The 25,378-nt window shown below is 66.9% G+C and carries 26 protein-coding genes; 15 read left to right on the forward strand and 11 right to left on the reverse strand.

Features of this window, described 5'->3' with window-relative positions; translation table 11 throughout:
* Window positions 1-22 precede the first annotated feature (22 nt).
* Both ACSHSS_RS30665 and ACSHSS_RS30670 read left to right on the forward strand, forming a co-directional pair.
* Window positions 23-1,852 (forward strand): glycoside hydrolase family 15 protein, encoded by a 1,830-nt coding sequence (locus ACSHSS_RS30665; protein WP_006398712.1) that lies wholly within the window; start codon window positions 23-25, stop codon window positions 1,850-1,852.
* 209 nt (window positions 1,853-2,061) lie between these two features.
* Window positions 2,062-3,558 carry a polyhydroxyalkanoate depolymerase gene (locus ACSHSS_RS30670; protein ID WP_054317954.1) on the forward strand — a complete coding sequence of 499 codons (1,497 nt, stop codon included), beginning with the start codon at window positions 2,062-2,064 and terminating at the stop codon, window positions 3,556-3,558.
* Between the two features lie 85 nt (window positions 3,559-3,643).
* Here ACSHSS_RS30670 and ACSHSS_RS30675 read toward each other — a convergent pair whose 3' ends face one another.
* Window positions 3,644-4,276, reverse strand: a complete 633-nt coding sequence (locus ACSHSS_RS30675; protein ID WP_006398710.1) for a TetR family transcriptional regulator — start codon at window positions 4,274-4,276, stop codon at window positions 3,644-3,646.
* Between the two features lie 154 nt (window positions 4,277-4,430).
* On the opposite strand from ACSHSS_RS30675, the gene rsxB reads away from it, so the two are divergent.
* Together rsxB and nth are read left to right on the forward strand one after the other, a co-directional pair.
* Window positions 4,431-5,393 carry an electron transport complex subunit RsxB gene (gene rsxB / locus ACSHSS_RS30680; RefSeq protein ID WP_445546017.1) on the forward strand — a complete coding sequence of 321 codons (963 nt, stop codon included), beginning with the start codon at window positions 4,431-4,433 and terminating at the stop codon, window positions 5,391-5,393.
* Complete coding sequence (gene nth / locus ACSHSS_RS30685) at window positions 5,390-6,034, forward strand: endonuclease III (protein ID WP_445546018.1); 645 nt, start codon at window positions 5,390-5,392, stop codon at window positions 6,032-6,034. Before rsxB ends, nth begins: the two co-directional genes overlap by 4 nt.
* Window positions 6,035-6,085: 51 nt before the next feature.
* Here nth and ACSHSS_RS30690 read toward each other — a convergent pair whose 3' ends face one another.
* Entirely contained in the window at window positions 6,086-7,015 is a 930-nt protein-coding gene (locus tag ACSHSS_RS30690) for a DMT family transporter (protein ID WP_105840515.1), read from the reverse strand.
* Window positions 7,016-7,325: 310 nt separating this feature from the next.
* Here ACSHSS_RS30690 and ACSHSS_RS30695 point away from each other — a divergent pair, with 310 nt between their 5' ends.
* Window positions 7,326-7,760 carry a DUF1841 family protein gene (locus tag ACSHSS_RS30695; RefSeq protein ID WP_006398706.1) on the forward strand — a complete coding sequence of 145 codons (435 nt, stop codon included), beginning with the start codon at window positions 7,326-7,328 and terminating at the stop codon, window positions 7,758-7,760.
* A 184-nt stretch (window positions 7,761-7,944) separates the two neighbouring features.
* On the opposite strand, the gene ACSHSS_RS30700 is transcribed toward ACSHSS_RS30695, so the two are convergent.
* Both ACSHSS_RS30700 and ACSHSS_RS30705 read right to left on the reverse strand, forming a co-directional pair.
* A complete protein-coding gene (locus ACSHSS_RS30700) occupies window positions 7,945-8,301 on the reverse strand; it encodes a c-type cytochrome (protein WP_217263109.1) in 357 nt (118 codons plus the stop codon).
* A gap of 40 nt (window positions 8,302-8,341) precedes the next feature.
* Window positions 8,342-8,701: a c-type cytochrome gene (locus ACSHSS_RS30705; RefSeq protein WP_006398704.1), complete on the reverse strand. Its 360-nt coding sequence runs from the start codon at window positions 8,699-8,701 to the stop codon at window positions 8,342-8,344.
* A 246-nt stretch (window positions 8,702-8,947) separates the two neighbouring features.
* On the opposite strand from ACSHSS_RS30705, the gene ACSHSS_RS30710 reads away from it, so the two are divergent.
* From ACSHSS_RS30710 to ACSHSS_RS30730, 5 genes are all read left to right on the forward strand, one after another.
* Window positions 8,948-9,790, forward strand: a complete 843-nt coding sequence (locus tag ACSHSS_RS30710; RefSeq protein WP_006398703.1) for an AAA family ATPase — start codon at window positions 8,948-8,950, stop codon at window positions 9,788-9,790.
* A gap of 24 nt (window positions 9,791-9,814) precedes the next feature.
* Window positions 9,815-10,990, forward strand: coding sequence for a vWA domain-containing protein (locus ACSHSS_RS30715; RefSeq protein ID WP_006405627.1), 1,176 nt, complete (start codon window positions 9,815-9,817; stop codon window positions 10,988-10,990).
* A 57-nt stretch (window positions 10,991-11,047) separates the two neighbouring features.
* Window positions 11,048-12,256: a benzoate/H(+) symporter BenE family transporter gene (locus ACSHSS_RS30720; RefSeq protein ID WP_445546019.1), complete on the forward strand. Its 1,209-nt coding sequence runs from the start codon at window positions 11,048-11,050 to the stop codon at window positions 12,254-12,256.
* Between the two features lie 157 nt (window positions 12,257-12,413).
* Entirely contained in the window at window positions 12,414-13,367 is a 954-nt protein-coding gene (gene tal, locus ACSHSS_RS30725) for a transaldolase (protein ID WP_006398700.1), read from the forward strand.
* Between the two features lie 235 nt (window positions 13,368-13,602).
* Window positions 13,603-14,052, forward strand: a complete 450-nt coding sequence (locus ACSHSS_RS30730; protein WP_006413500.1) for a VOC family protein — start codon at window positions 13,603-13,605, stop codon at window positions 14,050-14,052.
* Window positions 14,053-14,155: 103 nt separating this feature from the next.
* Here the strand turns inward: ACSHSS_RS30730 and mctP are convergent, their stop codons facing one another.
* From mctP to ACSHSS_RS30745, 3 genes are all read right to left on the reverse strand, one after another.
* Entirely contained in the window at window positions 14,156-15,706 is a 1,551-nt protein-coding gene (mctP, locus tag ACSHSS_RS30735) for a monocarboxylate uptake permease MctP (protein ID WP_006398698.1), read from the reverse strand.
* The gene (locus ACSHSS_RS30740) at window positions 15,703-15,936 is read right to left on the reverse strand and encodes a DUF3311 domain-containing protein (protein WP_006398697.1); all 234 of its coding nucleotides are present in this window, start codon (window positions 15,934-15,936) and stop codon (window positions 15,703-15,705) included. The genes mctP and ACSHSS_RS30740 overlap by 4 nt, the downstream gene beginning before the upstream one ends.
* 196 nt (window positions 15,937-16,132) lie before the next feature.
* A complete protein-coding gene (locus ACSHSS_RS30745; protein ID WP_059787259.1) occupies window positions 16,133-17,050 on the reverse strand; it encodes a hypothetical protein in 918 nt (305 codons plus the stop codon).
* 227 nt (window positions 17,051-17,277) lie between these two features.
* Here ACSHSS_RS30745 and ACSHSS_RS30750 point away from each other — a divergent pair, with 227 nt between their 5' ends.
* The 3 genes from ACSHSS_RS30750 (at window position 17,278) to ACSHSS_RS30760 (ending at window position 18,772) form a co-directional block, all read left to right on the forward strand.
* Entirely contained in the window at window positions 17,278-17,532 is a 255-nt protein-coding gene (locus tag ACSHSS_RS30750; RefSeq protein WP_445546020.1) for a hypothetical protein, read from the forward strand.
* Window positions 17,533-18,071: 539 nt separating this feature from the next.
* The gene (locus ACSHSS_RS30755; RefSeq protein ID WP_445546021.1) at window positions 18,072-18,449 is read left to right on the forward strand and encodes a type II toxin-antitoxin system RelE/ParE family toxin; all 378 of its coding nucleotides are present in this window, start codon (window positions 18,072-18,074) and stop codon (window positions 18,447-18,449) included.
* A complete protein-coding gene (locus tag ACSHSS_RS30760; RefSeq protein ID WP_006405635.1) occupies window positions 18,449-18,772 on the forward strand; it encodes a helix-turn-helix domain-containing protein in 324 nt (107 codons plus the stop codon). The genes ACSHSS_RS30755 and ACSHSS_RS30760 overlap by 1 nt, the downstream gene beginning before the upstream one ends.
* A gap of 22 nt (window positions 18,773-18,794) precedes the next feature.
* Here ACSHSS_RS30760 and ACSHSS_RS30765 read toward each other — a convergent pair whose 3' ends face one another.
* From ACSHSS_RS30765 to ACSHSS_RS30780, 4 genes are all read right to left on the reverse strand, one after another.
* Entirely contained in the window at window positions 18,795-19,286 is a 492-nt protein-coding gene (locus tag ACSHSS_RS30765; protein ID WP_006398691.1) for a DNA-deoxyinosine glycosylase, read from the reverse strand.
* A complete protein-coding gene (locus tag ACSHSS_RS30770) occupies window positions 19,283-19,897 on the reverse strand; it encodes a chorismate--pyruvate lyase family protein (protein WP_006398690.1) in 615 nt (204 codons plus the stop codon). The genes ACSHSS_RS30765 and ACSHSS_RS30770 overlap by 4 nt, the downstream gene beginning before the upstream one ends.
* A gap of 8 nt (window positions 19,898-19,905) precedes the next feature.
* Window positions 19,906-21,804 carry a molecular chaperone HtpG gene (gene htpG / locus ACSHSS_RS30775; protein ID WP_059875776.1) on the reverse strand — a complete coding sequence of 633 codons (1,899 nt, stop codon included), beginning with the start codon at window positions 21,802-21,804 and terminating at the stop codon, window positions 19,906-19,908.
* Window positions 21,805-21,963: 159 nt separating this feature from the next.
* Window positions 21,964-23,424 carry an aminotransferase-like domain-containing protein gene (locus ACSHSS_RS30780; RefSeq protein ID WP_105846296.1) on the reverse strand — a complete coding sequence of 487 codons (1,461 nt, stop codon included), beginning with the start codon at window positions 23,422-23,424 and terminating at the stop codon, window positions 21,964-21,966.
* 207 nt (window positions 23,425-23,631) lie between these two features.
* On the opposite strand from ACSHSS_RS30780, the gene ACSHSS_RS30785 reads away from it, so the two are divergent.
* Both ACSHSS_RS30785 and ACSHSS_RS30790 read left to right on the forward strand, forming a co-directional pair.
* Window positions 23,632-24,324, forward strand: coding sequence for a VOC family protein (locus ACSHSS_RS30785; protein WP_445546022.1), 693 nt, complete (start codon window positions 23,632-23,634; stop codon window positions 24,322-24,324).
* 52 nt (window positions 24,325-24,376) lie between these two features.
* Window positions 24,377-25,285, forward strand: coding sequence for a DMT family transporter (locus ACSHSS_RS30790; protein ID WP_445546023.1), 909 nt, complete (start codon window positions 24,377-24,379; stop codon window positions 25,283-25,285).
* The last annotated feature ends 93 nt before the right edge of the window (window positions 25,286-25,378 follow it).

Below are 25,378 nucleotides of genomic sequence, written 5' to 3' on the forward strand. Positions count from 1 at the left end.
AGATGTGTATAAGAGACAGCCCATGCCCGCCCTGATCGAAGACTATGCCCTCGTCGGCGACGGCCACACGGCCGCGCTGATCGCAAAAGACGGCTCCGTCGACTGGCTGTGCTGGCCCCGGTTCGACTCGGGCGCCTGCTTCGCGGCGCTCGTCGGCACACCCGAGCACGGTCGCTGGCTGATCGCGCCGGCCGCCGACGTCGCGATTACGCATACGACACGCCGCTATCGCGGTGACACGCTGATTCTCGAAACCGATTACGAAAGTGCCGACGGCGCCGTGACCGTCGTCGATTTCATGCCGCCCGGCAACGGCTGGTCCGAGCTCGTGCGCATCGTCGTCGGCCGGCGCGGCACGATGAAGATGCGGATGGAACTCGTGCTGCGCTTCGACTACGGCTTCTCGATCCCGTGGGTCACGCAGCTCACGCGCGAAGACGGGATGAAGGCGATCGCCGGCCCCGACACGGTCGTGCTGCGCACGCCGGTGCCGCTCACCGGCAAGAACCTGCATACGCTCGCGGAATTCACGGTCAGCGCCGACGAGCGCGTGCCGTTCTCGCTCGGCTATGCGCCCTCGCATCTGCGGCTGCCGCCCGCGCGCGATCCGCTGTCGATGCTCGCGCGCACCGAGAACTACTGGCTCGAATGGTCGGGCCGCTGCCAGGTGCGCGGTCGCTATGCGGCCGCCGTGCGCCGTTCGCTGATCACGCTGAAGGCGCTCGCCTACGAGCCGACCGGCGGGATCGTCGCCGCGCCCACCACGTCGCTGCCCGAGAAGATCGGCGGCAACCGCAACTGGGACTACCGCTACTGCTGGCTGCGCGACGCGACGATCACGCTGCTCGCGCTGATGCGCGGCGGCTACTACGACGAAGCACGTGCGTGGCGCACCTGGCTCGGCCGCGTGATGGCCGGATCGCCCGAGCAGATTCAGATCATGTACGGGATCGCGGGCGAGCGCCGGTTGCCCGAGATGGAGCTCGACTGGCTGCCCGGCTATCAGGATTCGAAGCCGGTGCGCGTCGGCAACGGCGCCGCGAACCAGCTGCAGCTCGACGTGTTCGGCGAAGTGATGGCCGCGCTGCATCTCGCGCGCGTCGGCGGTCTGCAGGCCGACGACACGGTGTGGTCGGTGCAGTGCGCGCTGCTCGATCATCTCGAGAAGATCTGGCAGGAACCCGACGAAGGGATCTGGGAAACGCGCGGCGGCCGCCGCCATTTCACGTTCTCGAAGGTGATGGCATGGGTCGCGTTCGACCGCGCGATCAAGTCCGCGGAGATGTTCCGCCTGCCGGGCTCGCTCGAGCGCTGGCGCGCGCTGCGCGACCGCATCCATGCCGACGTCTGCGAGAAGGCGTGGCACGACGGCAAGCAGGCGTTCGCGCAAAGCTACGGCAGCGACGAACTCGACGCGAGCGTGCTGCTGATGCCGCTGCTCGGCTTCCTGCCGCCCGAGGATCCGCGCATCGTCGGCACGGTGGAGGCGATCGAGCGGGAATTGCTGCACGACGGGCTCGTGATGCGCTACCGCACGACCGAGTACGACGACGGCCTGCCGCCCGGCGAAGGCACGTTTCTCGCGTGCAGTTTCTGGCTCGTCGACAACTACGCGCTGCTCGGCCGGATCGACGACGCGCATCGGCTTTTCAGCCGCCTGCTCGCGCTGTCGAACGACCTCGGGCTGCTCGCGGAGGAATACGACCCGGTCGAGGGGCGGCTCGTCGGCAATTTCCCGCAGGCGTTCTCGCACGTCGCGCTGGTGCATACCGCGATGAACCTGATGCACCACGAAGAGGCGATGGCGCGTGCGGCCGGACAGCCGGCGCCGGCGGCCGCGACGGGCCGCTGACCGCGGCCGGTGCTATGGTAAGAGAACGTCAAATCGCAAAAATTTGATGAAAAATCCGGGAAATGTTGCATTGCACCACGGATCGTTGTCCGATATGATCGACACGACTGTCCGGCTCCACTGCAACATTGCCGGACGATGACCCACACGGCACGCCGCGACGCCCCACGCCGCCCTTGCGCACCGTCCCCCACGCGGGAGTAGTCTGCATGCTTTACCAACTGCACGAATTCCAGCGGGCGATGCTGAGCCCGCTCACGGCCTGGGCCCAGGCCGCGTCGAAGTCCTTCGCCAATCCGTCGAGCCCGTTTTCGCTGATCCCCGGCGCGCCGCGCATGGCGGCCGCGTACGAGCTGCTGTACCGGCTCGGCAAGGATTACGAGAAGCCGGAGTTCAACATTCATCAGATCGTCAAGGACGGCCACAACATTCCGATCGTCGAGCAGACGATCGTCGAAAAGCCGTTCTGCCGGCTGCTGCGCTTCAAGCGCTATTCGGACGATGCCGATGCGGTCACGCAGCTGAAGGACGAACCGGTCGTGCTGGTCTGCGCGCCGCTGTCGGGCCACCACTCGACGCTGCTGCGCGACACCGTGCGCACGCTGCTGCAGGATCACAAGGTCTACATCACCGACTGGATCGACGCGCGGATGGTGCCGGTCGAGGTCGGCCCGTTCCATCTGCACGACTACGTCGAGTACATCCAGGAATTCATCCGCCACATCGGCGCGCGCAATCTGCACGTCGTATCGGTCTGTCAGCCGACGGTGCCCGTGCTCGCGGCGATCTCGCTGATGGCGAGCCGCGGCGAGGACACACCGCTCACGATGACGATGATGGGCGGCCCGATCGACGCGCGCCGCAGCCCGACTTCGGTGAACTCGCTCGCGACGCAGCATTCGCTCGCATGGTTCGAGAACAACGTGATCCACACGGTGCCGGCGAACTATCCGGGCGAAGGCCGTCAGGTGTATCCGGGCTTCCTGCAGCACACGGGCTTCGTCGCGATGAATCCGGAGCGCCACGCGCAATCGCACTGGGACTTCTATCAGAGCCTGCTGCGCGGCGACGAGGAAGACGCCGAAGCGCACCGCCGCTTCTATGACGAATACAACGCGGTGCTCGACATGGCCGCCGAGTACTACCTCGAGACGATCCGCGTCGTGTTCCAGGAATTCCGCCTCGCGGAAGGCACGTGGGACGTCAACGGCGAACGCGTACGCCCGCAGGACATCAAGCGCACCGCACTGATGACGATCGAAGGCGAGCTCGACGACATCTCGGGCAGCGGCCAGACGCACGTCGCGCACGAGCTGTGCACGGGCATTCCGCAGGATCAGCGCCGCAGCCTGACCGCCGAAAAGTGCGGCCATTACGGGATCTTCTCCGGCCGCCGCTGGCGCACGATCATCTACCCGCAACTGCGCGACTTCATCCGCGAGCATGCGCCGGAGCCGAAGAACGGCAGCGCGAAGGATCGCCCGGACGCAACGGCCGGCACGTCCGACACGCCGGCCGCATCGGCGCCCGCGCTCGCGGCCGTCCCGGCCGGCCAGGCCCAGCGCGAAACCGCGAAGGCCCCGGCCACGCTCGCGAAACGCGCGCGCGCGAAATCGTCGGGCACGCTGTCGCCGAAGGCCGCACCGGCCGCCAAGCGCGCGAGCGGCGCACGCGCGAAGCCGGTTCGCGCACGCAAGGCCGCCTGAGGCGCGGCTCGTTCAAAGCAAAGCGCCGCCCTGCGCAAGCACGGCGGCGCTTTTTTTCGTCGGCAAGCCGATCGCGCGCGCTCGTTCAGCGCCGCAGCAGATACGCGAGCAGCACTTCCGTGTTCATCCGGACCATCTCCGCGCGCTCGTCGGCTTCGCTGAAATCGCGGCCGAGCGTCGCGGCCAGCGTGAAGCGGTTCGACACGATGTAGTAGCCGAGGCCCGACAGCGTCACGTAGAAGCGCAGCGGATCGACGTCGCCGCGAAACAGCCCGGCCTTCTGGCCGCGCATCAGCACGTTGCCGAGCATCGCGACGATCGGCGACATCATCTCGCGGATGCGCGTCGACTTGTGCAGGTAGCGCGCTTCGTGGAGGTTTTCGTTGTTGATGAGCCGTAGCAGCTCGGGATGGTCGCGGTAGTAGTCCCAAACGAAATGCGCGAGCCGCGTGACCGCTTCGACGGGCGGCACGCCATCGAGGTCGAGCACGCGTTCGGCTTCGGTCAGCGCGGAAAACGCATGTTCGAGCACGGCGGTGAAGAGCTGCTCCTTGCTGCCGAAGTAGTAATAGAGCATGCGCTCGTTGGTCTCGGCGCGCCGCGCGATCTGATCGACGCGCGCGCCGAACAGCCCTCCACTCGCGAACTCTTCGGCTGCCGCCATCAGGATGCGACGGCGCGTGCCTTCAGGATCTCTTTTGATTTTTGGCTGATTCATGTGGCGTTTTGCTGTGTGAGCCGCGTGATCCGGACCGGCACCCCACCGCATCGGCGCCGGCCGCCTTGGAACGGGCGTACCGCGTACAGTCGCCCTCCTGCTGCGCTCCTGCAAAAAAGCGGTTCGATTATGCGCACAGAAGGCGTCCAGCGCAATGCGGGAAATCGGCGATAATCGGGGTTTGGCAAACCTTTCCGGCCGCGTCCGACGCGGCCGAGAGCCATTCGGCGCGATTGCGCCCGTTGTCACCGTGACCGATTCCAAGACACTCGCGGATCGCATCGAAGATCTGCTTCCCCAGACGCAATGCACGAAGTGCGGCTATAACGGCTGCCGCCCGTACGCCGAGGCGATCGCCGCCGGCGACGCGAACTACAACCAGTGCCCGCCCGGCGGCGCCGAAGGCATCGCGCGCCTCGCGAACCTGCTCGGCAAGCCGGTGATTCCGCTGAATCCCGTCAACGGCACCGAGCACCCGCGTGCGGTCGCGTTCATCGACGAAAACCTGTGCATCGGCTGCACGCTCTGCATGCAGGCGTGCCCGGTCGATGCGATCGTCGGCGCGCCGAAGCAGATGCACACGATCGTCGCGTCGCTCTGCACCGGCTGCGACCTCTGCGTGCCGCCGTGCCCGGTCGACTGTATCGCGATGGTGCCCGTCACGGGCGAGCGCACCGCCTGGGACGCATGGACGCAAGAGCAGGCCGACGCCGCGCGCGAGCGGCACGATCGCCGGCTCGCACGCCAGCGCCGCGAGCGCGACGCGGCCGAGGCGCGCGCCGCCGCACGCCGCGCGGCGAGCGCCGCCGCGACGGAGCCGGCGGCAGCGCCGGCCGCCGCACCGCCTGCTGCCGACGATGCCGAAGCGAAAAAACGCGCGATCATCGCCGCCGCGCTCGAACGCGCGCGCAAGAAGAAGGAAGAACTCGCCGCGCAGGGTGCGGCTCCAAAGAACACCGAAGGCGTGAGCGCGGCCGTTCAGGCGCAGATCGACGCAGCCGAGGCGCGCCGCAAGCGGCTCGCCGAACAGCAGGCCGCGCGCGATGCGCAGGCCGACGACGCCGATCGAGACGACACCGGCGGCCCGTCCGCGCCGCCCGACGACCAAGCGCCATGAACGCCAGCAAACGACGCGCGATCTACGAAACGCTGCAAAGCCTCAACCCGCATCCGACCACCGAACTCGAATACTCGACGCCGTTCGAGCTGTTGATCGCGGTGATGCTGTCCGCGCAGGCGACCGACGTGTCGGTGAACAAGGCGATGCGCAAGATGTTTCCGGTCGCCAATACGCCGCAGCAGATCGTCGCGCTCGGCGAGGAAGGCGTTGCCGAGTACATCAAGACGATCGGGCTTTACCGGATCAAGGCGAAGAACGTCGTCGCCGCGTGCCGGATCCTGCTCGAGCGCTACGGCGGCGAAGTGCCGGCCGACCGCGAAGCGCTCGAAAGCCTGCCCGGCGTCGGCCGCAAGACGGCGAACGTCGTGCTCAACACGGCGTTCGGCCAGCCGACGATCGCGGTCGACACGCACATCTTCCGCGTCGCGAATCGCACGGGGCTTGCGCCCGGCAAGGACGTCAAAGCCGTCGAAGCCGCACTCGAGAAATTCACGCCGAAGGAATTCCTGCACGACGCGCATCACTGGCTGATCCTGCACGGCCGCTATGTCTGCAAGGCGCGCAAGCCCGAATGCTGGCACTGCGCGATCGAGCCGCTGTGCGAATACCGGCCGAAAACGCCGCCGCCGAACGACTGACGCGCACCGCAGCGTCGCAGCACCTGACCGCGTACAGGCGCTGCGCGACCGCTACGCGTTCGACGTCGCCGTCGTGTCGTCGGCGGCCGCGCCGCCGGCGCGCACGAGCGCGAGCACGGCCGCCAGAATCGCGACACCGCCCGCCCACTGCAGCGGCGACAGCGCCTCGCCGAACAGCAGCGCGGCAAGCGCGACCGTGACGACCGGCTCGAGCGTCGACAGCATCGACGTGCGCGCCGCGCCGAGCCGCTCGAGCCCTGCGAAGAACGCGAGCATCGCGGCCACCGTCGACACCAGCGCGATCGCGAGCATCGCGGCCCAGCCGCCGGCCGTCACGGGCCAGTGCGGCGGCGCATCGAAGGCGACGGTCCGCACCAGCGCGATCAGCACGAGCGCGGCTGTCGCCGATACGCAGATGATCGCGGTGGTCGCGAGCGGATCGACGCCGCGCGTCGCCTTCGTGCCGCCGACGATGTAGAGCGAATAGACGACCGCCGCGCCGAGCGCAAGCGCGATGCCGAACGGCTCGCCGTGGCCGCCGCCGACCATCAGCGCGGAGCCCGCGACGCACAGCACGAGCGCGACGCCCTTTGCGCGCGTGAGCCGCTCGCCGAGCCACCACGCGGCGAGCAGCGTCACGAAGGCCGGATACAGATACAGCAGCAGCGCGACGAGGCTCGCCTGCGCATGCCGCAGCGCCGTGAAATAGCAGAACGACTGGCCGACGTAGCCGAGCGCGCCCATCGCGACGAGCGGCACCAGCGCGCGGCCGCGCGGCCAGACGACGCCGCGCCGCCACGCGATCGCCGCGAGCACGGTGCCGCCGATCGCGAAACGCACGATCAGCAGGCCGAGCACGTCGACGCCGCCCGCATACGCATAGCGGCCGAAAATCGCCATCGCACCGAATGCGGCGGCGGACAACGCGACGTAGAGCGCACCTTGCAGCGCGGCGGACGAGGAACGAGCGGCGGCGATCATGGCGAAACGGGCGGTGGGTAGCGGCGCGAAAACGGGGACCGTAGGAGTGTAGCGACCCGCGGACCGCGAGCCTAGCTCAGGCTTACCCGTTACAAGCGACCCGCGCGGCTACGCGGGATTCGACACGCCGCGCCGCATGGGTGGAACGCCGGCCGTGCCGCCACGGGCCCACTCTCCCGCCCGCCGCCACGGGCCCGGCTCTCCCATCCGCCGTCGCGCACCGCCGCCGGGGCCGCGGCCTGCGGCGCGCGCCGACCCGGCGTACAATGCGCGACGCGGCACGATGCCGCGCATCACGACGCTCCCCACCATGTTCAATCCGAGCCGCGACGAAGTCCGTCGCTTTTTCACCGAAACCTGGCGCAAGCAACGCGCCGGCGAGATCCTGACGCCGCTGGAAGCGATGGCCGCCGACTGGATCGTCGAACACCCCGAATACCACGCGGAACTCGAGGACGCGGACGGCGCGGCCGCGCGCAACTACACGCCCGAGGAAGGTCGCACGAATCCGTTCCTGCACCTGTCGATGCATCTGGCGATCAGCGAGCAGCTGTCGATCGACCAGCCGCCCGGCATCCGCGCCGCGCACGACAAGCTCGCAGCGAAGCTCGATTCGACGCACGACGCGCAGCACGCGATCATGGAGTGCCTCGGCGAGACGATCTGGGAAGCGCAGCGCACGAACACGCCGCCCGACACGGACGCGTACCTGCAGCGCATCCTGCGCCGCGCATCGCGCGACTGAAACGCAACTGAAACGCGACTGAAACGCAACTGAGCGCGACGCCGCCGCAACGGCCGGCCGCGCGCCGCATCGGCGCCGTTCGTCGCATGCCGCCCGCCGCCCGCCGTGCTGCGCCGACCGCGGACAAAAAAATACCCCGCCTCGGCGGGGTATCCTGGCCTGCCGGGCACACGGCCCGTCGCGCTTACTTCTTGAACACGAGGTCGCCCTTCAGCGACTCGATGTAGGCAGCGATGTCCTTCATGTCGTTGACCGACAGGTTCTGCACCTGCGCCTGCATGATCGCGTTGTTGCGACCGAGCAGCGGGTTCGTCAGGCCCATCTGGTACTGGCGCATCGCCCACACGAGATAGTCGGCGTGCTGGCCGGCGAGGCGCGGATACTCGGCGTTGATCGGCTGGTTCAGCTTCGCGCCGTGGCAGGCCGCGCAGTTGTGCGATTCGACCAGGTCCTTGCCCTTCGAGAGGTCGGCCGCGTGTGCGGTGCCGATCGCGAGGCCGGCCGCGAATGCGATCGCCGCCGTCTTGAATGCGTTGTTCATGAATGCTCCTGTCCCGCTGCTGAGATCAGCGGCGCGCGCTTTACTTGTAGGGATTGTCCTTCGAGTCGACCTTCTGCGCGGCGTAGTAGGCCGCCAGATCGGCGATGTCCTGATCCGTCAGCGAACCGGCGATCGCGTTCATCGACGGGAAATGACGATCCTTCTTGCGGTAGGACTTCAGCGCGTTCTCGAGGTATTGCTGGTTCTGGCCGCCGAGGACGGGAACCCGGTAGACCTCCGGGTATGCCGCGCGGTAATCCTGGATGCCGTGGCAACCGATGCACATGGCGGCCTTGCTTGCCCCGTCCTTCGGGTTGCCGACCACACCGGCCGCCTGCGCGCTGCCCGCGAGCGCCACGAGCGCTGCGACAACGACGTGTTTGCCGACGAATTTGTTCATAGCTCTTGTAACCTAGCTTGAGGGGAAACTGGCGCCGAAGCGGCAACGGCCCGCGCCGTTTTGCTTCTCGGATCGCCACGCAGGCCAAAAAAAACGGCCAGATTGTACCGCGTCGGCGGGGAATGCGTCCATATCGGCGCCCCGGTGCGCCCCGCCGCAGCCCCGCAACGATACGCGGCCGCCGCCCAACCCGACAGCCCTTCTGACTTATACTGGGATTTTTCCCCGACAGAGAAGACCGCCGCCATGCGTTTCGAAGGGTCCTCGCACTACGTCGCCACCGACGATCTGAAACTCGCGGTCAACGCCGCGCTGACGCTGCAACGCCCGCTGCTGATCAAGGGCGAGCCGGGCACCGGCAAGACGATGCTCGCGGAGGAAGTCGCCGCCGCGCTCGACATGCCGCTGCTGCAGTGGCACATCAAGTCGACGACCAAGGCGCAGCAGGGTCTGTACGAATACGACGCGGTCTCGCGGCTGCGCGACTCGCAGCTCGGCGACGAGCGCGTGAAGGACATCGCGAACTATATCGTCAAGGGCGTGCTGTGGCAGGCATTCGAGGCCGAGCGCCCGAGCGTGCTGCTGATCGACGAGATCGACAAGGCCGACATCGAATTCCCGAACGATCTGCTGCGCGAGCTCGACCGGATGGAGTTCCACGTGTACGAAACGCGTGAAACGGTGCGCGCGAAGCATCGTCCGCTCGTGATCATCACGTCGAACAACGAGAAGGAGCTGCCCGACGCGTTCCTGCGCCGCTGCTTCTTCCACTACATCCAGTTTCCCGACGCGGCGACGATGCAGAAGATCGTCGCGGTCCATTTCCCGAACATCCGCGAGGAGCTGCTGCATGCGGCGCTCGAGAGCTTTTTCGAGCTGCGCGGCGTGTCGGGCCTGAAGAAGAAGCCGTCGACGTCCGAACTGCTCGACTGGCTGAAGCTGCTGCTCGCCGAGAACATCCCCGCCGACGCACTGCGCGGCGCCGACGCGAAGCAGATCGTGCCGCCGCTCGCAGGCGCGCTGCTGAAGAACGAGCAGGACTTGAGCCTGCTCGAGCGGCTCGTCTTCATGAACCGGCACAACCGGTAACCCTCCGTTCGCAAAGGCCCGGCCATGCTGCTCAATTTCTTCTACGCGCTGCGCGCAGCCAAGCTGCCCGTCTCGGTGAAGGAATACCTGACGCTGCTCGAGTCGCTGAAGGCCGGGCTCATCGCGCCGTCGATCGACGCGTTCTACTTCCTCGCGCGCATGACGCTCGTGAAGGACGAGCAGTATTTCGACAAGTTCGATCAGGCATTCGGCGCGTATTTCCACGGCGTGTCGGCGCTGCCGTCCGACGCGTTCGACATTCCGCTCGACTGGCTCGAGAAGCGCCTCGAGCGCGAGCTGTCGGCCGAGGAGAAGGCGCAGATCGAAGCGATGGGCGGGCTCGACAAGCTGATGGCGCGCCTGAAGGAGCTGCTCGACGAGCAGAAGGAACGGCACGAAGGCGGCAACAAGTGGATCGGCACCGGCGGCACGTCGCCGTTCGGGCACGGCGGCTACAACCCCGAGGGCGTGCGCATCGGCGGCCCGTCGAACGGCAATCGCACGGCGGTGAAGGTGTGGGAAGCGCGCGCCTACCGCGACTACGACGATTCGGTCGAAATCGGCACGCGCAACATCAAGGTCGCGCTGCGGCGGCTGCGCCGTTTCGCGCGCGAAGGCGCGGCCGAGGAGCTCGATCTGCCCGGCACGATCCGCAGCACGGCCGCGAACGCGGGCTGGCTCGATCTGCGGATGGTGCCGGAGCGCCACAACAACGTGAAGGTGCTGATGCTGCTCGACGTCGGCGGCTCGATGGACGATCACATCAAGCGCACCGAAGAGCTGTTTTCGGCCGCGAAGGCCGAGTTCAAGCATCTGGAATTCTTCTACTTCCACAACTGCGTGTACGACCACCTGTGGAAGAACAACCGCCGTCGTCATTCGGAGCGCACCGCCACGTGGGACGTGCTCCACAAGTTCACGCCCGACTACAAGCTGATCTTCGTCGGCGACGCGACGATGAGCCCGTACGAGGTGCTGCAGCCCGGCGGCTCGGTCGAATACAACAACCCGGAAGCCGGCGCCGTCTGGCTGCGCCGGCTCGCCGATCAGTTCCCCCATCATGCCTGGCTGAACCCGGAACCCGAGCGCCTATGGGAATACCGGCAATCGGTCGCGATCATTCGCGACCTGCTCGGCCACCGCATGTATCCGCTCACGCTCGCGGGGCTCGAAACCGCGATGCGCGCACTGAGCAAGTAACGAATCCCCAACCAGCAGATACGAGGCCGCCGTCGAACGGCCCGTTCCGGAGATAGCATGAACCCTTCGCCTACCGCGAGCGCGGGCCGCGCCGGCGGCCGCTTTTTGACCGATACGTCCGTCTCGGCACTCGTCGCCGGCTTCGTCGCGATGATGACCGGCTATACGAGTTCGCTCGTGCTGATGTTCCAGGCCGGCCGCGCCGCGCACCTCAGCGACGCGCAGATCTCGTCGTGGATCTGGGCGCTGTCGATCGGCATGGCGCTGACGACCATCGGCCTGTCGCTGCGCTTTCGCGCACCGATCGTCGTCGCATGGTTGACGCCCGGCGCGGCGCTGCTGATCGCATCGCTGCCCGGCGTCCCGTACGCCGAGGCGATCGGCGCATTCGTCGTGTGCGCGCTGCTGCTGACGGCGGTCGGCGTGAGCGGGCTGTTCGACACGCTGATGCGCCGCATTCCGTCCGGTATCGCGGCCGCGCTGCTCGCCGGCATCCTGTTCGAGATCGGCATCGAGATCTTCCGCGCGGCGCAATACCGCACCGCGCTCGTGCTCGCGATGTTCTTCACGTATCTGATCGTCAAGCGGCTCGCGCCGCGCTACGCGATCGTGACGACGCTGATCGTCGGCACGGCGGTGGCCGGCGCGCTCGGGCTGCTCGACTTCAGCCGGTTCCATATCGCGCTCGCGCAGCCGGTGTTCACGATGCCCGCGTTCTCGATCGCGTCGATCGTCAGCATCGGCATTCCGCTGTTCGTCGTCGCGATGGCGTCGCAGAACGTGCCGGGCATCGCGGTGCTGCGTGCGGACGGCTATCAGACGCCCTCGTCGCCGCTGATCGCGACGACCGGCCTCGCCTCGCTGCTGCTCGCGCCGTTCGGCTCGCACGGCGTGAATCTCGCGGCGATCACCGCGGCGATCTGCACCGGCCCCGAAGCGCACGAAGACCGCGCGAAACGCTACACGGCCGCCGTGTGGTGCGGCACGTTCTACCTGATCGCAGGCATCTTCGGCGCGACGATCGCCGCGCTGTTCGCGGCGCTGCCGAAGGCGCTCGTCGTGTCGGTCGCCGCGCTCGCGCTGTTCGGCTCGATCATGAGCGGGCTCGCCAACGCGATGCAGGACGCGAAGCAGCGCGAGGCCGCGCTCGTCACCTTCATGGTCACCGCGTCGGGCCTCACGCTGCTGTCGATCGGCTCGGCGTTCTGGGGGCTCGTCGCCGGGATCGTCACGCAGGTGATCCTCAACGCGCGCCGCGCATCGTGACGCGCGGCCGCGCATGCACGATGCGCGAAAAGGTGCTCGACACGAATCGGGCCTAAAATAGTGGATCGAAGGCGGCGCATGGCGCCGCCTCGCTTCGCCGCCGCGTTCGCGCGGCCCGTGAGAACCCGGCGCCTGTGCGCCCTCCTCCCGAATCGCCATGACTACCGCACTCGACCAGCTCAAGCAGTACACGACCGTCGTCGCCGACACGGGCGATTTCCAGCAGCTCGCGCAATACCAGCCGCAGGATGCGACCACGAATCCGTCGCTGATCCTGAAGGCCGTGCAGAAGGACGCGTACAAGCCGATCCTCGAGAAGACCGTCCGCGACCACCGCAACGAAAGCACCGATTTCATCATCGACCGGCTGCTGATCGCATTCGGCACCGAAATCCTGAAGCTCATTCCCGGCCGCGTGTCGACCGAAGTCGACGCGCGCCTGTCGTTCGACGCGAAGCGCTCGGTCGACAAGGCACACGAGCTGATCAAGCTGTACGAAGCAGCCGGCATCGAGCGCGACCGCATCCTGATCAAGCTCGCATCGACGTGGGAAGGCATCCGCGCGGCCGAGACGCTGCAGAAGGAAGGGATCAAGTGCAACATGACGCTGCTTTTCTCGCTCGTGCAGGCCGCCGCGTGCGCCGAAGCCGGCGCGCAGCTGATCTCGCCGTTCGTCGGCCGCATCTACGACTGGTACAAGAAGCAGGCCGGCGCCGACTGGGACGAAGCGAAGAACGGCGGCGCGAACGATCCGGGCGTGCAGTCGGTGCGTCGCATCTACACGTACTACAAGACGTTCGGCTACAAGACCGAAGTGATGGGCGCGAGCTTCCGCACGACGAGCCAGATCGTCGAACTCGCGGGCTGCGATCTGCTGACCATCAGTCCCGATTTGCTGCAGAAGCTGCACGACAGCAACGAAACGGTCACGCGCAAGCTGTCGCCCGATGCGCTGCACGACAAGCCGACCGAGCGCGTCGCGATCGACGAGGCATCGTTCCGCTTCCAGCTGAATGACGAAGCGATGGCGACGGAAAAGCTCGCGGAAGGCATCCGCGTGTTCGCCGCCGACGCCGTGAAGCTCGAGAAGCTGATCGAGGCGCTGCGCTGAGCGGCGCGCGCGGCGGCCTGCAGCGGGCCGGCCGCGCGATGCCGGCGCCAGCGCCGCGAACGGCCGCGAACGTCTTCGTTCGCGGCCGTTTTATTTTTCATTCCGCTGCCCGACGCGCGCACTACAATCCACGACACGGGTGCGCCGGCCGCTTCCCGACACGCCCTTTCCCGTCACAACATTGCATGACGCCGCCCCGGTGCAGGTCCGGCGACGCGTGCCCAAGGAGGCAACGATGCAAGTCCAACCGTACCTGACCTTCTACGGTCAGGCCGACGAGGCGCTTCGCTTCTACGAGAAGGCGCTCGGTGCAAAGACGCAGTTCAAGATCTACTTCCGCGACGCGCCGCCGAATCCCGAGCAGCCGATCTCGCCCGAGATGGCCGACAAGGTGATGCACGCGAATTTCACGATCGGCGAATCGTCGATCATGTGCTCGGACGGCAACTGCCACGCGGCCGACCGCCAGCACGCCGGCTATTCGCTGTCGCTGAATCCGGCGAGCGTCGACGAAGGCAAAAAGCTGTTCGATGCGCTCGCCGAAGGCGGCGAAGTGACGATGCCGTTCCAGAAGACGTTCTGGGCCCTCGGCTTCGGCATGGTGAAGGATCGCTTCGGCGTGCACTGGATGATCAACGTCGAGGATCTGTCGCAGCGCGAGAACATCCCCAACCGCGCGGAGTAGCGGCGAGACGCGCCGATACAACGTGAAACGCCCGCCGCTTCGCAGCGGCGGGCATTTTCATTGCGGCATGCTCGACGGGCGACGCGCAGCCGCGCCGCCGCGTTCAGCTTTCGACGACGTCGAGATAGTCTTCCGGCCGCGTGCGATCTTCCGCATGCGCCATCCCCATCACGCGCACGAGCACGCTGACCACGATCGACACGACGAGGTTGACGATCAGCGACCACACCGCCGCGTAGCCAGGAATCGCGAGGCCGAACAGGTGAATCGTGAAGATCGAGCCGGCCAGCTTCAGCGAGATCGCCATCCACGTGCCGCAGACGATCCCGGCCGCCCACCCGACCAGCAGCCCGCGATGATCGAGCACGCGCGTGTAGAGCCCGAGCACGATCGCCGGCAGCGTCTGGATGATCCAGATCCCGCCGAGCAGTTGCAGCTGGATCGCGTACGTGAGCGGCAGGCCGAGAATGAATGCCACCGCGCCGATCTTCACGATCAGCGACACGAGCTTCGCGACGTGCGTTTCCTGGTCGTGCGTCATGTTGCGGTTCACGAACTCGCGATGGATGTTGCGCGTGTACAGGTTCGCGGCCGCGATCGACATGATCGCCGCCGGCACCAGCGCGCCGATCCCGATCGCCGCGAATGCGACGCCGACGAACCACGACGGGAAGTAGTTCAGGAACAGCGCGGGCACCGCGAAGTTCGGGCCGAACGCCTTGAAGTACGGCGCGTACTGCGGCATGTCCTTCACGCCCGACGCGAGCGCCATGTAACCGAGCAGCGCGAGCAGGCCGAGTACGAACGAATAAGCCGGCAGCATCGCCATGTTGCGGCGGATCGTGTTGCCCGACGACGACGACAGGATCGCGGTGACCGAGTGCGGATAGAGGAACAGCGCGAGCGCCGAGCCGATCGCGAGTGTCGCGTAGGCGCTGTAGCCGTTCAGGCTCGTCGCGTCGGGCGCCTTCAGCAGCAGCTTCGCGGGCGGCACGCTCGCGAAGATATGCCCGAAGCCGCCGAGCTTCGCGGGGATCACGATGATCGCGGCGGCGATCGTGATGTAGATCAGCACGTCCTTCACGATCGCGATCATCGCGGGCGCGCGCAGCCCGGACGTGTACGTGTACGCGGCGAGGATCGCGAACGCGATGATCAGCGGCAGATCGCCGACGAAGCCCGTCGTGTCGAAACCGAGCGCGCCGATCACGACCTCGATGCCGACCAGTTGCAGCGCGATGTACGGCATCGTCGCGACGATGCCCGTCACCGCGATCGCGAGCGCGAGCATGCGGCTGCCGTAGCGGGCGTTGACGAAGTCGGCGGCCGTCACGTAGCCGTGCCGCTTCGCAATGCTCCACAGTTTGGGAAAGACGACGAACGCGAACGGATAGATGAGGATCGTGTACGGCAGCGCGAAGAAACCCATCGCGCCGGCACCGAACACGAGCGCGGGCACCGCGACGAACGTGTACGCCGTGTACAGGTCGCCGCCGAGCAGGAACCAGGTGACGATCGTGCCGAAGCGCCGGCCGCCGAGCCCCCACTCGTCGAGATGGGCGAGGTCGCCGCGTCGCCAGTTGGCGGCGAGGAAGCCCATGATCGTGACGCCAATGAAAAGGAGAACGAAGACGAAAGTCGCGCCGAGATTCATTGCACACCTCCCGGCGTTTTCCACGCGTTCTTGGTCTTGTAGTACACGAAGGCGGTGATCACCGCGCTAATGAACACCCAGAGCAGCTGGTACCAGTAGAAAAACGGAAAACCCAGCCATTGCGGTTCAATCTTGCTGTACGACGGCACCCAGACCATCGCGATCAGCGGCAGTACCAGCAGCCAGAGCCAGCGCTTGGCGGCCCGATTGGCGTCGGCATCGTGAGCCATGACGTCTCCTCATCTTCCCGGTTATCGATCTTGTGAGCGGGTACGGCGGCGAGAGGAGCGGCAAAACGGGTAAGCTGCGGCTCCCCTGGCTTCGCGCCAGTATAGGAGTCGCAAGCATCCGGTCAAGCAGGGGCGAACCCGAGGTGATCCGCCCCCTGGCGCGCGGTTGCACCGGCATGCGGGCCGCGCATGGGCGTCAGATCGCGAACGACGCGCCGCGTGCGCCGATCGTTTCTTTCAAACCTTTCACCCACTTGCGAGCGGGCAGTTTCAGCGTGTCCTCGATCAGCTTCGCGCGCGCGTCGAGCTGATCGAACGGCACGTCGAGCGCGGGGCCGGAAAACGCGATCGCGATCCGGTTGCCGTCGTGCACTTCCGGCAGCGCGATCACGCGGTGATCGAAAGCCGCGTTCAGGTGCTTCATGTTGCGCACGAAGCTCGGGTGATCGCCGAACAGGTTGATCGTCGCGATACCCGCATCGGTCAGGCAGCCGCGCACGGCGCGATAGAACGCGACGCTGTCGAGCACGGGGCCGCGTGCGGTCGCATCGTACAGGTCGATCTGGATCGCACCCGTCGTGCCGCGATTCGCCGGATCGTTGACGAAATCCCACGCGTCCGCTTCGTGCACGACAAGACGCGCGTCGTCCGGCGGCAGCGCGAACATCGTGCGCGCGGCGACGATCACGGCCGGGTTCAGTTCGACCGCCTCGACCTTCGCGCGCGGCAGGAAGCGGTGCGCGAACTTCGTAAGCGCGCCGGTGCCGAGCCCGAGCTGCACGATGCGTTCCGGCGTTTCGAGAAACAGCAGCCACGCCATCATCTGTTGCGCGTATTCGAGTTCGATCGCGAGCGGTTTCGAGATCCGCATTGCGCCCTGTACCCATTCGGTACCGAAATGCAGGTAGCGCACGCCGCGCTCCTCCGAGAAGGTCACCGGTGCGAAGCGCGGCTTGCGCGGCGCGTCGAGCACGGGCACGTCGTCGTGCTCGTCGAGGTCGGTACGGCGCTTCACGCGCGGCGGCTGCAGTTTCTCGGAGCCGTTGTAGGCGGACGGCTGGTTGCGCTTGAAAGCGCGCGCCTCGGCGGATGCGCGCTTGATCAGTCGGGTCATGGATGAATCTCGCTCGATGAAGCTGGTTTTGGCGGACGAGAGGATAGCATTGGCGCGGCAATCGCCGACGCTGAACGGATTGCGTCACGCCGATCGCCCGACTTGCGACCGAGGGCATCGTGGTCGACAATGCGTCGCACCAGCGATCCATCGACGGCAGCCATGCCGTGACGATTCTTGCGATACGTCACCAGCGAGCAAGCGACTATCACTGACCCGGAGCGCACATGACCTCGACCGACAGGAAGATCTGGTTCCCGGCGAAACGCTACGGATGGGGATGGGGGCTGCCCATCGCGTGGCAGGGATGGCTTGTCCTGTTGCTGTTTACGCTCGGCCTCGTCGCGAGTTCGCGCCGCTTCCCGCCGGCACAGGCGCCCTTCGCGTTCGCAGCATGCGTCGTGGGCTTGGTGCTCGCGCTCACGATCGTCTGTTACGCGAAAGGGGAAAGGCCGAAATGGCGATGGGGGAACGACAAGTGACGCGTCGTACGCCGGCGCGCGCAATTCGGGCTGTTCAAGCAACGCGGCGCGCAACCGTCGGAACGGATTCCGGTTTCGGTTGATCCGACACGCCGAGGCGCTCGTTCGGCAACGCCCTTCTCTCTCGCGCACTGCAATCCATTTCGACCTATCTGTTTGGGAACCCGAACGATGGTTCACGTCGCGGCGTTGACATGGCCCGGCAGATCTTTGCCGCGCCGGCATTCAACGTGGCTTGCATCTGCTTGAAAGCGCGGCCTGACCGAAACACAACGCGTCGCCCGACTCAACCGACTCAACCGGTTACGGGTCGTCGCAGGCCGCTCGTTTTCAGCGCGCTGCGTCTCATCGTCCCTGAAACCGTCGCGGCCGCTCACTCGAACCCATATCGATATCTGCCGAACGGCCGACTTGTCCCAGCTCTTGGCCGACGACAAAAATGCCCGTGCCGAATCGTTCGGCATACGGCGTGACCCACTGCATTCGGCCCGCGTGACCGAACTGTTTTTTCTGCGCGTCACGGTTGCAAATATACACAAATGGGTATAAATTCATCGATGGTTCCGTACACCAAACCGCTCTACTGGCTCGGCTCGGCACGCAAGGACTTGAAAGCGATGCCCGAAGCGGTACAGGACACGTTCGGCTATGCGCTGTATCTGGCCCAGACGGGAGGAAAGCACGATCAGGCCAAGCCGTTGAGGGGTTTCGGATCGGCCGGCGTGCTCGAGGTCGTGGAGTCGGAGGACAGCGGCACGTACCGGGCGGTCTATACGGTGAAACTCGGTGGCGCCGTCTATGTGCTGCACCGTTTCCAGAAGAAATCGTGCCGCGGTATCGCGACGCCGAAGCCGGACATCGAACTGGTTCGCGCGCGCCTGAGCGCCGCCGAAGCACACGCAAATGGAGGAAAGTGATGATCGAAATCGAACGCGGCAGCGGCAACGTCTACGCGGATCTGGGCACGCCCGACGCCGAAGAAATGCGCGTCAAGGCTCAACTCGCCGCCAAGATCGCGGAGATCATCAAGACCCGCAAATGGACGCAGCAGCACGCGGCACGACTGCTCGGCATGACGCAACCGAAGCTATCGAACATGCTGCGCGGGCAGTTTCGCGGCGTAAGCGAAGCGAAGATGCTCGACTGTCTCGCCAAGCTCGGGCGCGATGTACAGATCGTCGTAGGACCGGACCGTCATTCGGAAACCGAAGGACACATCGAGGTCGTGTTCGCTGCCTGACGGCACGGCAGGTTCGGGCGGCTCAATTCAACGGCCGCAGCTGCCGCCACGCGGCGAGTTTTTCCGCATACGAGATCGAAGCATAGGCGGGACTGCTCGACGGTAGGCGCAGCAGCCGATACCGGGCGCCCTCTTCGCCGAGCGCCGTCATGCCGATTTTGGCGGCCGTTCCGCCGTTAAAGGCGATGGTCGTCAGATTCGGCAGCGTCTCGATCAGCGCGATCAAATCGTTGCTCGCGTGATCGCGTATGCGGCTATCGAGGCTGCCGATACGGCTCGCCTGCGCCACGACGTCCCACAATCCGATGCGATGTTCGAGCAACGTATCGAGACGCGCCGGATAACTCATGCCGACGAGATCGCGCTCTATCACGTCGCCGACCAGCGACCAGAACTTGTTTTGCGGATGCCCGTAGTATTGGCGAAGCGCCAACGATCGCTCGCCAGGCAGGCTGCCGAGAATCAAAATCCGCGTGTTTGCATCGACCACCGGCGGAAAACAACGCTTGTTCATTTCGCGATCGACGCTCCCGTTGCGACATCGGGCCCACCCGTGCGCGGCCCATCGCCATGCGCATCGAGATGCCGCCACAGCGCCGGCAGCATGCACTCGGTCACCATCAACGGTGCGCCGTGACGCTGAAACACCGACCGTCGCGCCACAAACGCATGCGGCGCCCGCGCGCCGCCGAGCGCATGGCTCGCGAGCGCATATAGCGGATGGCCGGCGATCACGCGCCGGCTCACCAGCGCCGAACGCTCGACCTGCGGATCGCTGTACAGCAGCTCGGCGAGCGGCCGCGTGCGCAGCCGCCGCATCGCCTGCCATACGCCCTTGCTCGCCGCGAGCGGCGCGATGCTGTGCGCGGCCACGTACGGCGTGCCGTCGACCGACAGGATCACCTCGCGCACCCACATCGGCGCACGCGGCGCGCTGGCGAGCGCCGCGTGTTCGTCGAACCACGGTCGATCGACGGCCTCGCGCGTGACGCGCACGCTCACGCGGCCGAGCCGCGCGAGGTGCGCGGTCAGCGAACCGCCGCGTGTGAGCCAGTCGCGCTGGTCCGGCGTGCAGCCGGGCCGCGGCGTGTCGCGCCAGCCCGCAAGCGCGCCGTCGAATCGCATCCGCGCACTCACGCGGCGCGCGACAGCAGCAGCGCGTTGGTCCGCTTCACGAAGCTCGCCGGATCGTCGAGCATCCCGCCTTCGGCAAGCAGCGCCTGATCGAACAGCAGATGGCACCAGTCGCCGAAATCGGCGCTGTCGGCCTTCAGCTGCTTGACGAGCGCATGCTCGGGGTTGATCTCGAGAATCGGCTGGAACGACGGCGCCTTCTGGCCGGCCGCCTTCAGCATCCGCTGCAGGTAGCCGCTCATGTCGTTGTCGTCCGCGACGAGGCACGACGGCGAATCGGTCAGACGGAACGTGACGCGCACGTCCTTCACCTTGTCGCCGAGCGCTTCCTTCATCTTCTCGACGACCGGCTTGATCGCTTCGCCCGCCTCTTCCTGCGCCTTCTTCTCCTCGTCGTTCAGCGCGCCGAGATCGAGATCGCCGCGCGCGACGCTCGCGAGCGGCTTGCCGTCGAACTCGTGCAGGAACGACAGCATCCATTCGTCGACGCGATCGGTCAGCAGCAGCACCTCGACGCCCTTCTTGCGGAACACCTCGAGATGCGGGCTGTTCTTCGCGGCCTGCCACGTGTCGGCCGTCACGTAGTAGATCTTCGTCTGCTCGGGCTTCATGCGCGCGACGTAGTCGGCGAGCGACACGTCCTGCGCATCGGTGTCGCCGTGCGTCGACGCGAAGCGCAGCAGCTTGGCGATGCGCTCGCGGTTCGCGTGATCCTCGCCGACGCCTTCCTTCAGCACCTGGCCGAACGCGCGCCAGAACGTCTTGTACTTCTCCTTGCCGGCATCGTCTTCCGCATTCGCGAGCTCTTCGAGCATCGACAGCGCGCGCTTGGTCACGCCTTCGCGGATCGCCTTGACGTCGCGGCTTTCCTGCAGGATTTCACGCGATACGTTCAGCGGCAGATCGGCCGAATCGACGACACCCTTCACGAAGCGCAGGTATTGCGGCAGCAGCTGCTCGGCGTCGTCCATGATGAACACGCGCTTCACGTACAGCTTCAGGCCGCCGCGATAATCGCGGTTCCACAGGTCGAACGGCGCCTGCGACGGCACGTACAGCAGCTGCGTGTATTCGCTGCGACCTTCGACGCGGTTGTGCGTCCACGTGAGCGGATCCTGATGATCGTGCGCGATGTGCTGATAGAACTGCTTGTACTGCTCGTCGGTGATGTCGCTCTTCGGCCGCGTCCACAGCGCGCTCGCCTGGTTGACGGTCTCGTCGTCGTCCTTGACGACCATCTCGCCCTTTTCCTGATCCCATTCTTCCTTCTTCATCAGGATCGGCAGCGCGATGTGGTCGGAATACTTCTGGATGATCGACTTCAGCCGGTACGACGACAGCAGTTCGTCCTCGCCTTCGCGCAGATGCAGCGTGATCGTCGTGCCGCGCTGCGCGCGCTCGATCGCGTCGATCGTGAAATCGCCTTCGCCCGCGCTTTCCCAGCGCACGCCTTCGCTCGCCGGCAGGCCCGCGCGGCGCGTCTCGACGGTGATCTTGTCCGCGACGATGAAGCCCGAGTAGAAGCCCACGCCGAACTGGCCGATCAGCGCCGCATCCTTCTGCTGGTCGCCCGACAGCTTCGAGAAGAATTCCTTCGTGCCCGAGCGCGCGATCGTGCCGAGGTTCGCGATCGCCTCGTCGCGGCTCATCCCGATCCCGTTATCGTCGATCGTGATCGTGCGCGCGGCCTTGTCGTAGCCGATGCGGATGCGCAGGTTCGGATCGTCCTCGTAGAGCGCGTTGTCCGCGAGCGCCTCGAAACGCAGCTTGTCGGCCGCGTCGGACGCGTTCGACACCAGTTCGCGCAGGAAGATTTCCTTGTTGCTGTAGAGCGAATGAATCATCAGGTGGAGGAGCTGCTTGACCTCTGCCTGAAAGCTCATCGTTTCGTGTGCCATGGATGCTGTTTCCTCTTACTTGAACTTGAGTGGTGTGGCGCAGGCGTCCGGCGCGCGATGCCGGCCGGCCCGTCTAGGGACAACCGCCTGGCGCAAGCGGTTTGCGCGCGCAGATGGGGACGGCCGCGCCGATTTCAAGAGCCGGCACGGCCGGCCGCGTCACGACGCGCGCCGCGTCGCCGATTCGATATAGCGCGCGAGAAACCCCGGCAGCGCGGGATCGCCGCAGTTCGCGACATTGAAGCGCGTCCACGTCGACGGCGACTGCTGCGGCGAGAACAGGCTGCCCGGCGTCAGCAGAAAGCCTTCCTCGTGCGCGGCGGCCGCGAGCGCGTCCGAGTCGACGCCCGTGTCGGCCCACAGGAACATGCCGGCCGCCGGCATCGCGAACAGTTTCAGGCCGGTGCGCTCGAGCATCCGCGCGGTCTTGTCGCGCACGCCGTCGAGCCGCGCGCGCAGCCGCTCGACGTGCCGCCGGTAGTGGCCTTCGGTCAGGATCTTGTACAGCACGCGCTCGTTCAGCTCGGGCGTCGTCATGCCGACCAGCATCTTCTGATCGGTGATCGCCTTCGCGATGTCGGGCGCGCACGCGACGTAGCCGACGCGCAGGTTCGCGGCAAGCGTCTTCGAATAGCTGCCGAGATAGATCACGCGCTTCAACTGATCGAGGCTCGCGAGCCGCGTGGCCGGATAGCTCGGCGGGCACAGGTCGCCGTACACGTCGTCCTCGACGACGAGGAAGTCGTACTGCTCCGCGAGTTTCAGGATCCGGAACGCCTGCGCGGCCGACAGCGACGTACCGGTCGGGTTCTGCAGCACCGAATTGATCACGAGCATCTTCGGGCGCCACATCTGCACGAGCGTCTCGAGCGCGTCGAGATCCGGACCGTCGGGCGTATAGGGCATCCCGACGAGCTGCGCGCCCTGCGACGCGAAGCGGCCGAACATCTGGAACCACGCGGGATCGCCGACGATCACCGCGTCGCCGGGCCGCACGTAGATCCGCGCGATCAGGTCGATCGCCTGCGTGATGCCCGAGACCATCACGACCTGCTCGGGCGTCGCGCCGATCTCGACTTCCGCGAGCCGCGTCTGCAGTTGCTGACGCAGCGGCAGGAAGCCCTGCGCGGTGCCGAAGCCGAGCATCTGCGCGCCCGACTGGCGGCCGAGCGCGCGCAGCGCACCGGTGATCAGCTCGCCGTCGAGCCAGCGTCCCGGCAGGTAGCCAAGACCGGGCCCCTTTTCCGGGCTGACCGTATGCAGCATGTTGCGCAGCAGCCAGACGACGTCGATCGTGTTGTGCACGGGCGTCGCTTCGGCGCCGCGCGTCGCGCCGTCGGCGACGGGCTGCGGGCCGACCGTGCGCTCGCGCACGTAGAAGCCTGAGCCGCGCCGCGAATCGAGATAGCCCTGCGCGACGAGGCGCTCGTACGCTTCGACGACGGTAAAGCGCGACACGCTCTTGTCGAGCGCGAGCTTGCGGATCGACGGCATGCGCATGCCGGGCCGGAACACCCGTTCGTCAATGCGGCGGCGCGCCCACTGGACGAGCTGGTCGACGAGCGTCAGCGTGGCGGTGTCGTGCGGGGCGGGAATCTGTGCGAGCGGAACGGAGGACATGAGCGGCGGCTCCAACTGTACCGAAGGGTATCGCGCCGATTGTACCGTTACTGTGCCGGTGCGCACGATTACAGTTGATCGACAACCGGCCGTTCGCGACCGGCCGCCGCGCACCCGCGCGCCGCTACCGAGCGGTGCGGCTGCACCGGCGGCCGTTCGTGCGCGGCCGGTCGGCCATGACAGTTCCGCTTTTCCCGACCGACGCCGATGCCTACCCGCTCCCTGACCCTCGACCATCTCGTGATTGCCGCGCGCACGCTCGACGAAGGCGTGCGCCATGTCGCCGACACGCTCGGCATCGCCCCGGCCGGCGGCGGCCGCCATCCGCTGATGCGCACCCATAATGCGCTGTTCGGCTTCTGGGGCGGCGCGTATCTCGAAGTCATCGCGATCGATCCGGACGCACGCGACGACGCTGCGGGCGGCGCGCCGCCGCGCGCGCGGCTGTTCGCGCTCGACGATCCGGCGATGCAGGCGCGCGTCGCGCAGGGTCCGTTCCTCGCGCATTGGGTCGCGCGCGTCGAGCGCCCGCGCCAGCTCGCGCTGTGGCAAAGCCAGTATCCGGACCGCATTCCGCCCGTCGTCGCGATGCAGCGCGGCGACCTGACGTGGGGCCTGACGGTGCCCGACGACGGCGCGTTCCCCGCGTGGCAGCAAGCGGGCGACGGCCTCGTGCCGTCGCTGATCCAGTGGGACGGCCCGCGCCATCCGGCCGATTCGCTGCCGCACGACGGCGTCGCGCTGACGGCGCTCAAGGGCCGCCATCCGCGCGCAGACCTGATCGCCGAGCAGCTCGACTGGCTCGGCGCCGCCCATCTGCTCGACCTCGAAGCGGCCGACGGCCCGCCCGCGCTGATCGCCGAATTCGACACGCCGCACGGCCCGCGCACGCTGCGCTGAACGCACGCCGCGCCGCGTGCCCGAACCCCTACGATACGGAGACACCCTCGACATGAATTCGCGCGAAACCCGGGGCATGCTGCTCGGCCTGATCGGCGTGATGATCTTCAGCCTGACGCTGCCGATGACGCGCATTGTCGTCGCCGAGCTCCATCCGCTGCTCAACGGGCTCGGCCGCGCGCTGGCGGCCGCGGTGCCGGCCGGCCTGCTGCTGTGGTGGCGCCGCGAGCCGCTGCCGACGCGCACGCAGCTGAAAAGCCTGGCCGTCGTGTCGGCCGGCGTGATCGTCGCGTATCCGGTGTTCTCCGCCTGGGCGATGAAGACCGTGCCCGCGTCGCACGGCGCGGTCGTCAACGGGCTGCAGCCGCTGTTCGTCGCGCTGTATGCGGCCTGGCTGTCGCACGAACGGCCGTCGAAGGCGTTCTGGGTCAGCGCGGTCACGGGCAGCGCGCTCGTGATCGCGCTCGCGCTGCGCGACGGCGGCGGCACCGTGCAGCCGGGCGATGCGCTGATGCTCGTCGCGGTCGGCATCGGCGCGCTCGGCTACGCGGAAGGCGCACGCCTCGCGCGCCAGATCGGCGGCTGGCAGGTGATCTGCTGGGCGCTCGTCGTGTCCGCGCCGTTCCTCGTGCTGCCGGTCGGCTGGCTCGCATGGCTGCAGCACGCCGCCCATCCGGGCCCGCTCGCGCTGCGCACCTGGCTCGCGTTCGGCTACGTGACCCTCTTTTCGCAATTCATCGGCTTTTTCGCGTGGTATGCGGGGCTGGCGATCGGCGGCACCGCGCGCGTCGGGCAGGTGCAACTGCTGCAGATCTTCTTCACGATCGCGTTTTCCGCGCTGCTGTTCGGCGAAACGGTCACGCCCTCCACGTGGCTGTTCGCCGCCGCCGTGATCGCGACCGTGATGCTCGGCCGGCGCTCGGCGGTCGCCACGGCGCCGCGTCCCGCTCGCGCCGGCTGATGAGGTACGCCATAATGTCCGCTTTGCCTGAACGGTTCTGCCCACCCGGCCGCGACGGCACGCACGCGCTCGCGCATGCCGACCCGGCTGCGT

The sequence above is a fragment of the Burkholderia sp. BC1 genome, from assembly GCF_052683555.1.

Coding starts and splice junctions, on each gene's coding strand:
- ACSHSS_RS30665 (WP_006398712.1), top strand. CDS start 23: ATGCCCGCCCTGATCGAAGACTATGCCCTCGTCGGCGACGGCCACACG.
- ACSHSS_RS30670 (WP_054317954.1), top strand. CDS start 2,062: ATGCTTTACCAACTGCACGAATTCCAGCGGGCGATGCTGAGCCCGCTC.
- ACSHSS_RS30675 (WP_006398710.1), bottom strand. CDS start 4,276: ATGAATCAGCCAAAAATCAAAAGAGATCCTGAAGGCACGCGCCGTCGC.
- rsxB (WP_445546017.1), top strand. CDS start 4,431: ATGCGGGAAATCGGCGATAATCGGGGTTTGGCAAACCTTTCCGGCCGC.
- nth (WP_445546018.1), top strand. CDS start 5,390: ATGAACGCCAGCAAACGACGCGCGATCTACGAAACGCTGCAAAGCCTC.
- ACSHSS_RS30690 (WP_105840515.1), bottom strand. CDS start 7,015: ATGATCGCCGCCGCTCGTTCCTCGTCCGCCGCGCTGCAAGGTGCGCTC.
- ACSHSS_RS30695 (WP_006398706.1), top strand. CDS start 7,326: ATGTTCAATCCGAGCCGCGACGAAGTCCGTCGCTTTTTCACCGAAACC.
- ACSHSS_RS30700 (WP_217263109.1), bottom strand. CDS start 8,301: ATGAACAACGCATTCAAGACGGCGGCGATCGCATTCGCGGCCGGCCTC.
- ACSHSS_RS30705 (WP_006398704.1), bottom strand. CDS start 8,701: ATGAACAAATTCGTCGGCAAACACGTCGTTGTCGCAGCGCTCGTGGCG.
- ACSHSS_RS30710 (WP_006398703.1), top strand. CDS start 8,948: ATGCGTTTCGAAGGGTCCTCGCACTACGTCGCCACCGACGATCTGAAA.
- ACSHSS_RS30715 (WP_006405627.1), top strand. CDS start 9,815: ATGCTGCTCAATTTCTTCTACGCGCTGCGCGCAGCCAAGCTGCCCGTC.
- ACSHSS_RS30720 (WP_445546019.1), top strand. CDS start 11,048: ATGAACCCTTCGCCTACCGCGAGCGCGGGCCGCGCCGGCGGCCGCTTT.
- tal (WP_006398700.1), top strand. CDS start 12,414: ATGACTACCGCACTCGACCAGCTCAAGCAGTACACGACCGTCGTCGCC.
- ACSHSS_RS30730 (WP_006413500.1), top strand. CDS start 13,603: ATGCAAGTCCAACCGTACCTGACCTTCTACGGTCAGGCCGACGAGGCG.
- mctP (WP_006398698.1), bottom strand. CDS start 15,706: ATGAATCTCGGCGCGACTTTCGTCTTCGTTCTCCTTTTCATTGGCGTC.
- ACSHSS_RS30740 (WP_006398697.1), bottom strand. CDS start 15,936: ATGGCTCACGATGCCGACGCCAATCGGGCCGCCAAGCGCTGGCTCTGG.
- ACSHSS_RS30745 (WP_059787259.1), bottom strand. CDS start 17,050: ATGACCCGACTGATCAAGCGCGCATCCGCCGAGGCGCGCGCTTTCAAG.
- ACSHSS_RS30750 (WP_445546020.1), top strand. CDS start 17,278: ATGACCTCGACCGACAGGAAGATCTGGTTCCCGGCGAAACGCTACGGA.
- ACSHSS_RS30755 (WP_445546021.1), top strand. CDS start 18,072: ATGGGTATAAATTCATCGATGGTTCCGTACACCAAACCGCTCTACTGG.
- ACSHSS_RS30760 (WP_006405635.1), top strand. CDS start 18,449: ATGATCGAAATCGAACGCGGCAGCGGCAACGTCTACGCGGATCTGGGC.
- ACSHSS_RS30765 (WP_006398691.1), bottom strand. CDS start 19,286: ATGAACAAGCGTTGTTTTCCGCCGGTGGTCGATGCAAACACGCGGATT.
- ACSHSS_RS30770 (WP_006398690.1), bottom strand. CDS start 19,897: ATGCGATTCGACGGCGCGCTTGCGGGCTGGCGCGACACGCCGCGGCCC.
- htpG (WP_059875776.1), bottom strand. CDS start 21,804: ATGGCACACGAAACGATGAGCTTTCAGGCAGAGGTCAAGCAGCTCCTC.
- ACSHSS_RS30780 (WP_105846296.1), bottom strand. CDS start 23,424: ATGTCCTCCGTTCCGCTCGCACAGATTCCCGCCCCGCACGACACCGCC.
- ACSHSS_RS30785 (WP_445546022.1), top strand. CDS start 23,632: ATGCCTACCCGCTCCCTGACCCTCGACCATCTCGTGATTGCCGCGCGC.
- ACSHSS_RS30790 (WP_445546023.1), top strand. CDS start 24,377: ATGAATTCGCGCGAAACCCGGGGCATGCTGCTCGGCCTGATCGGCGTG.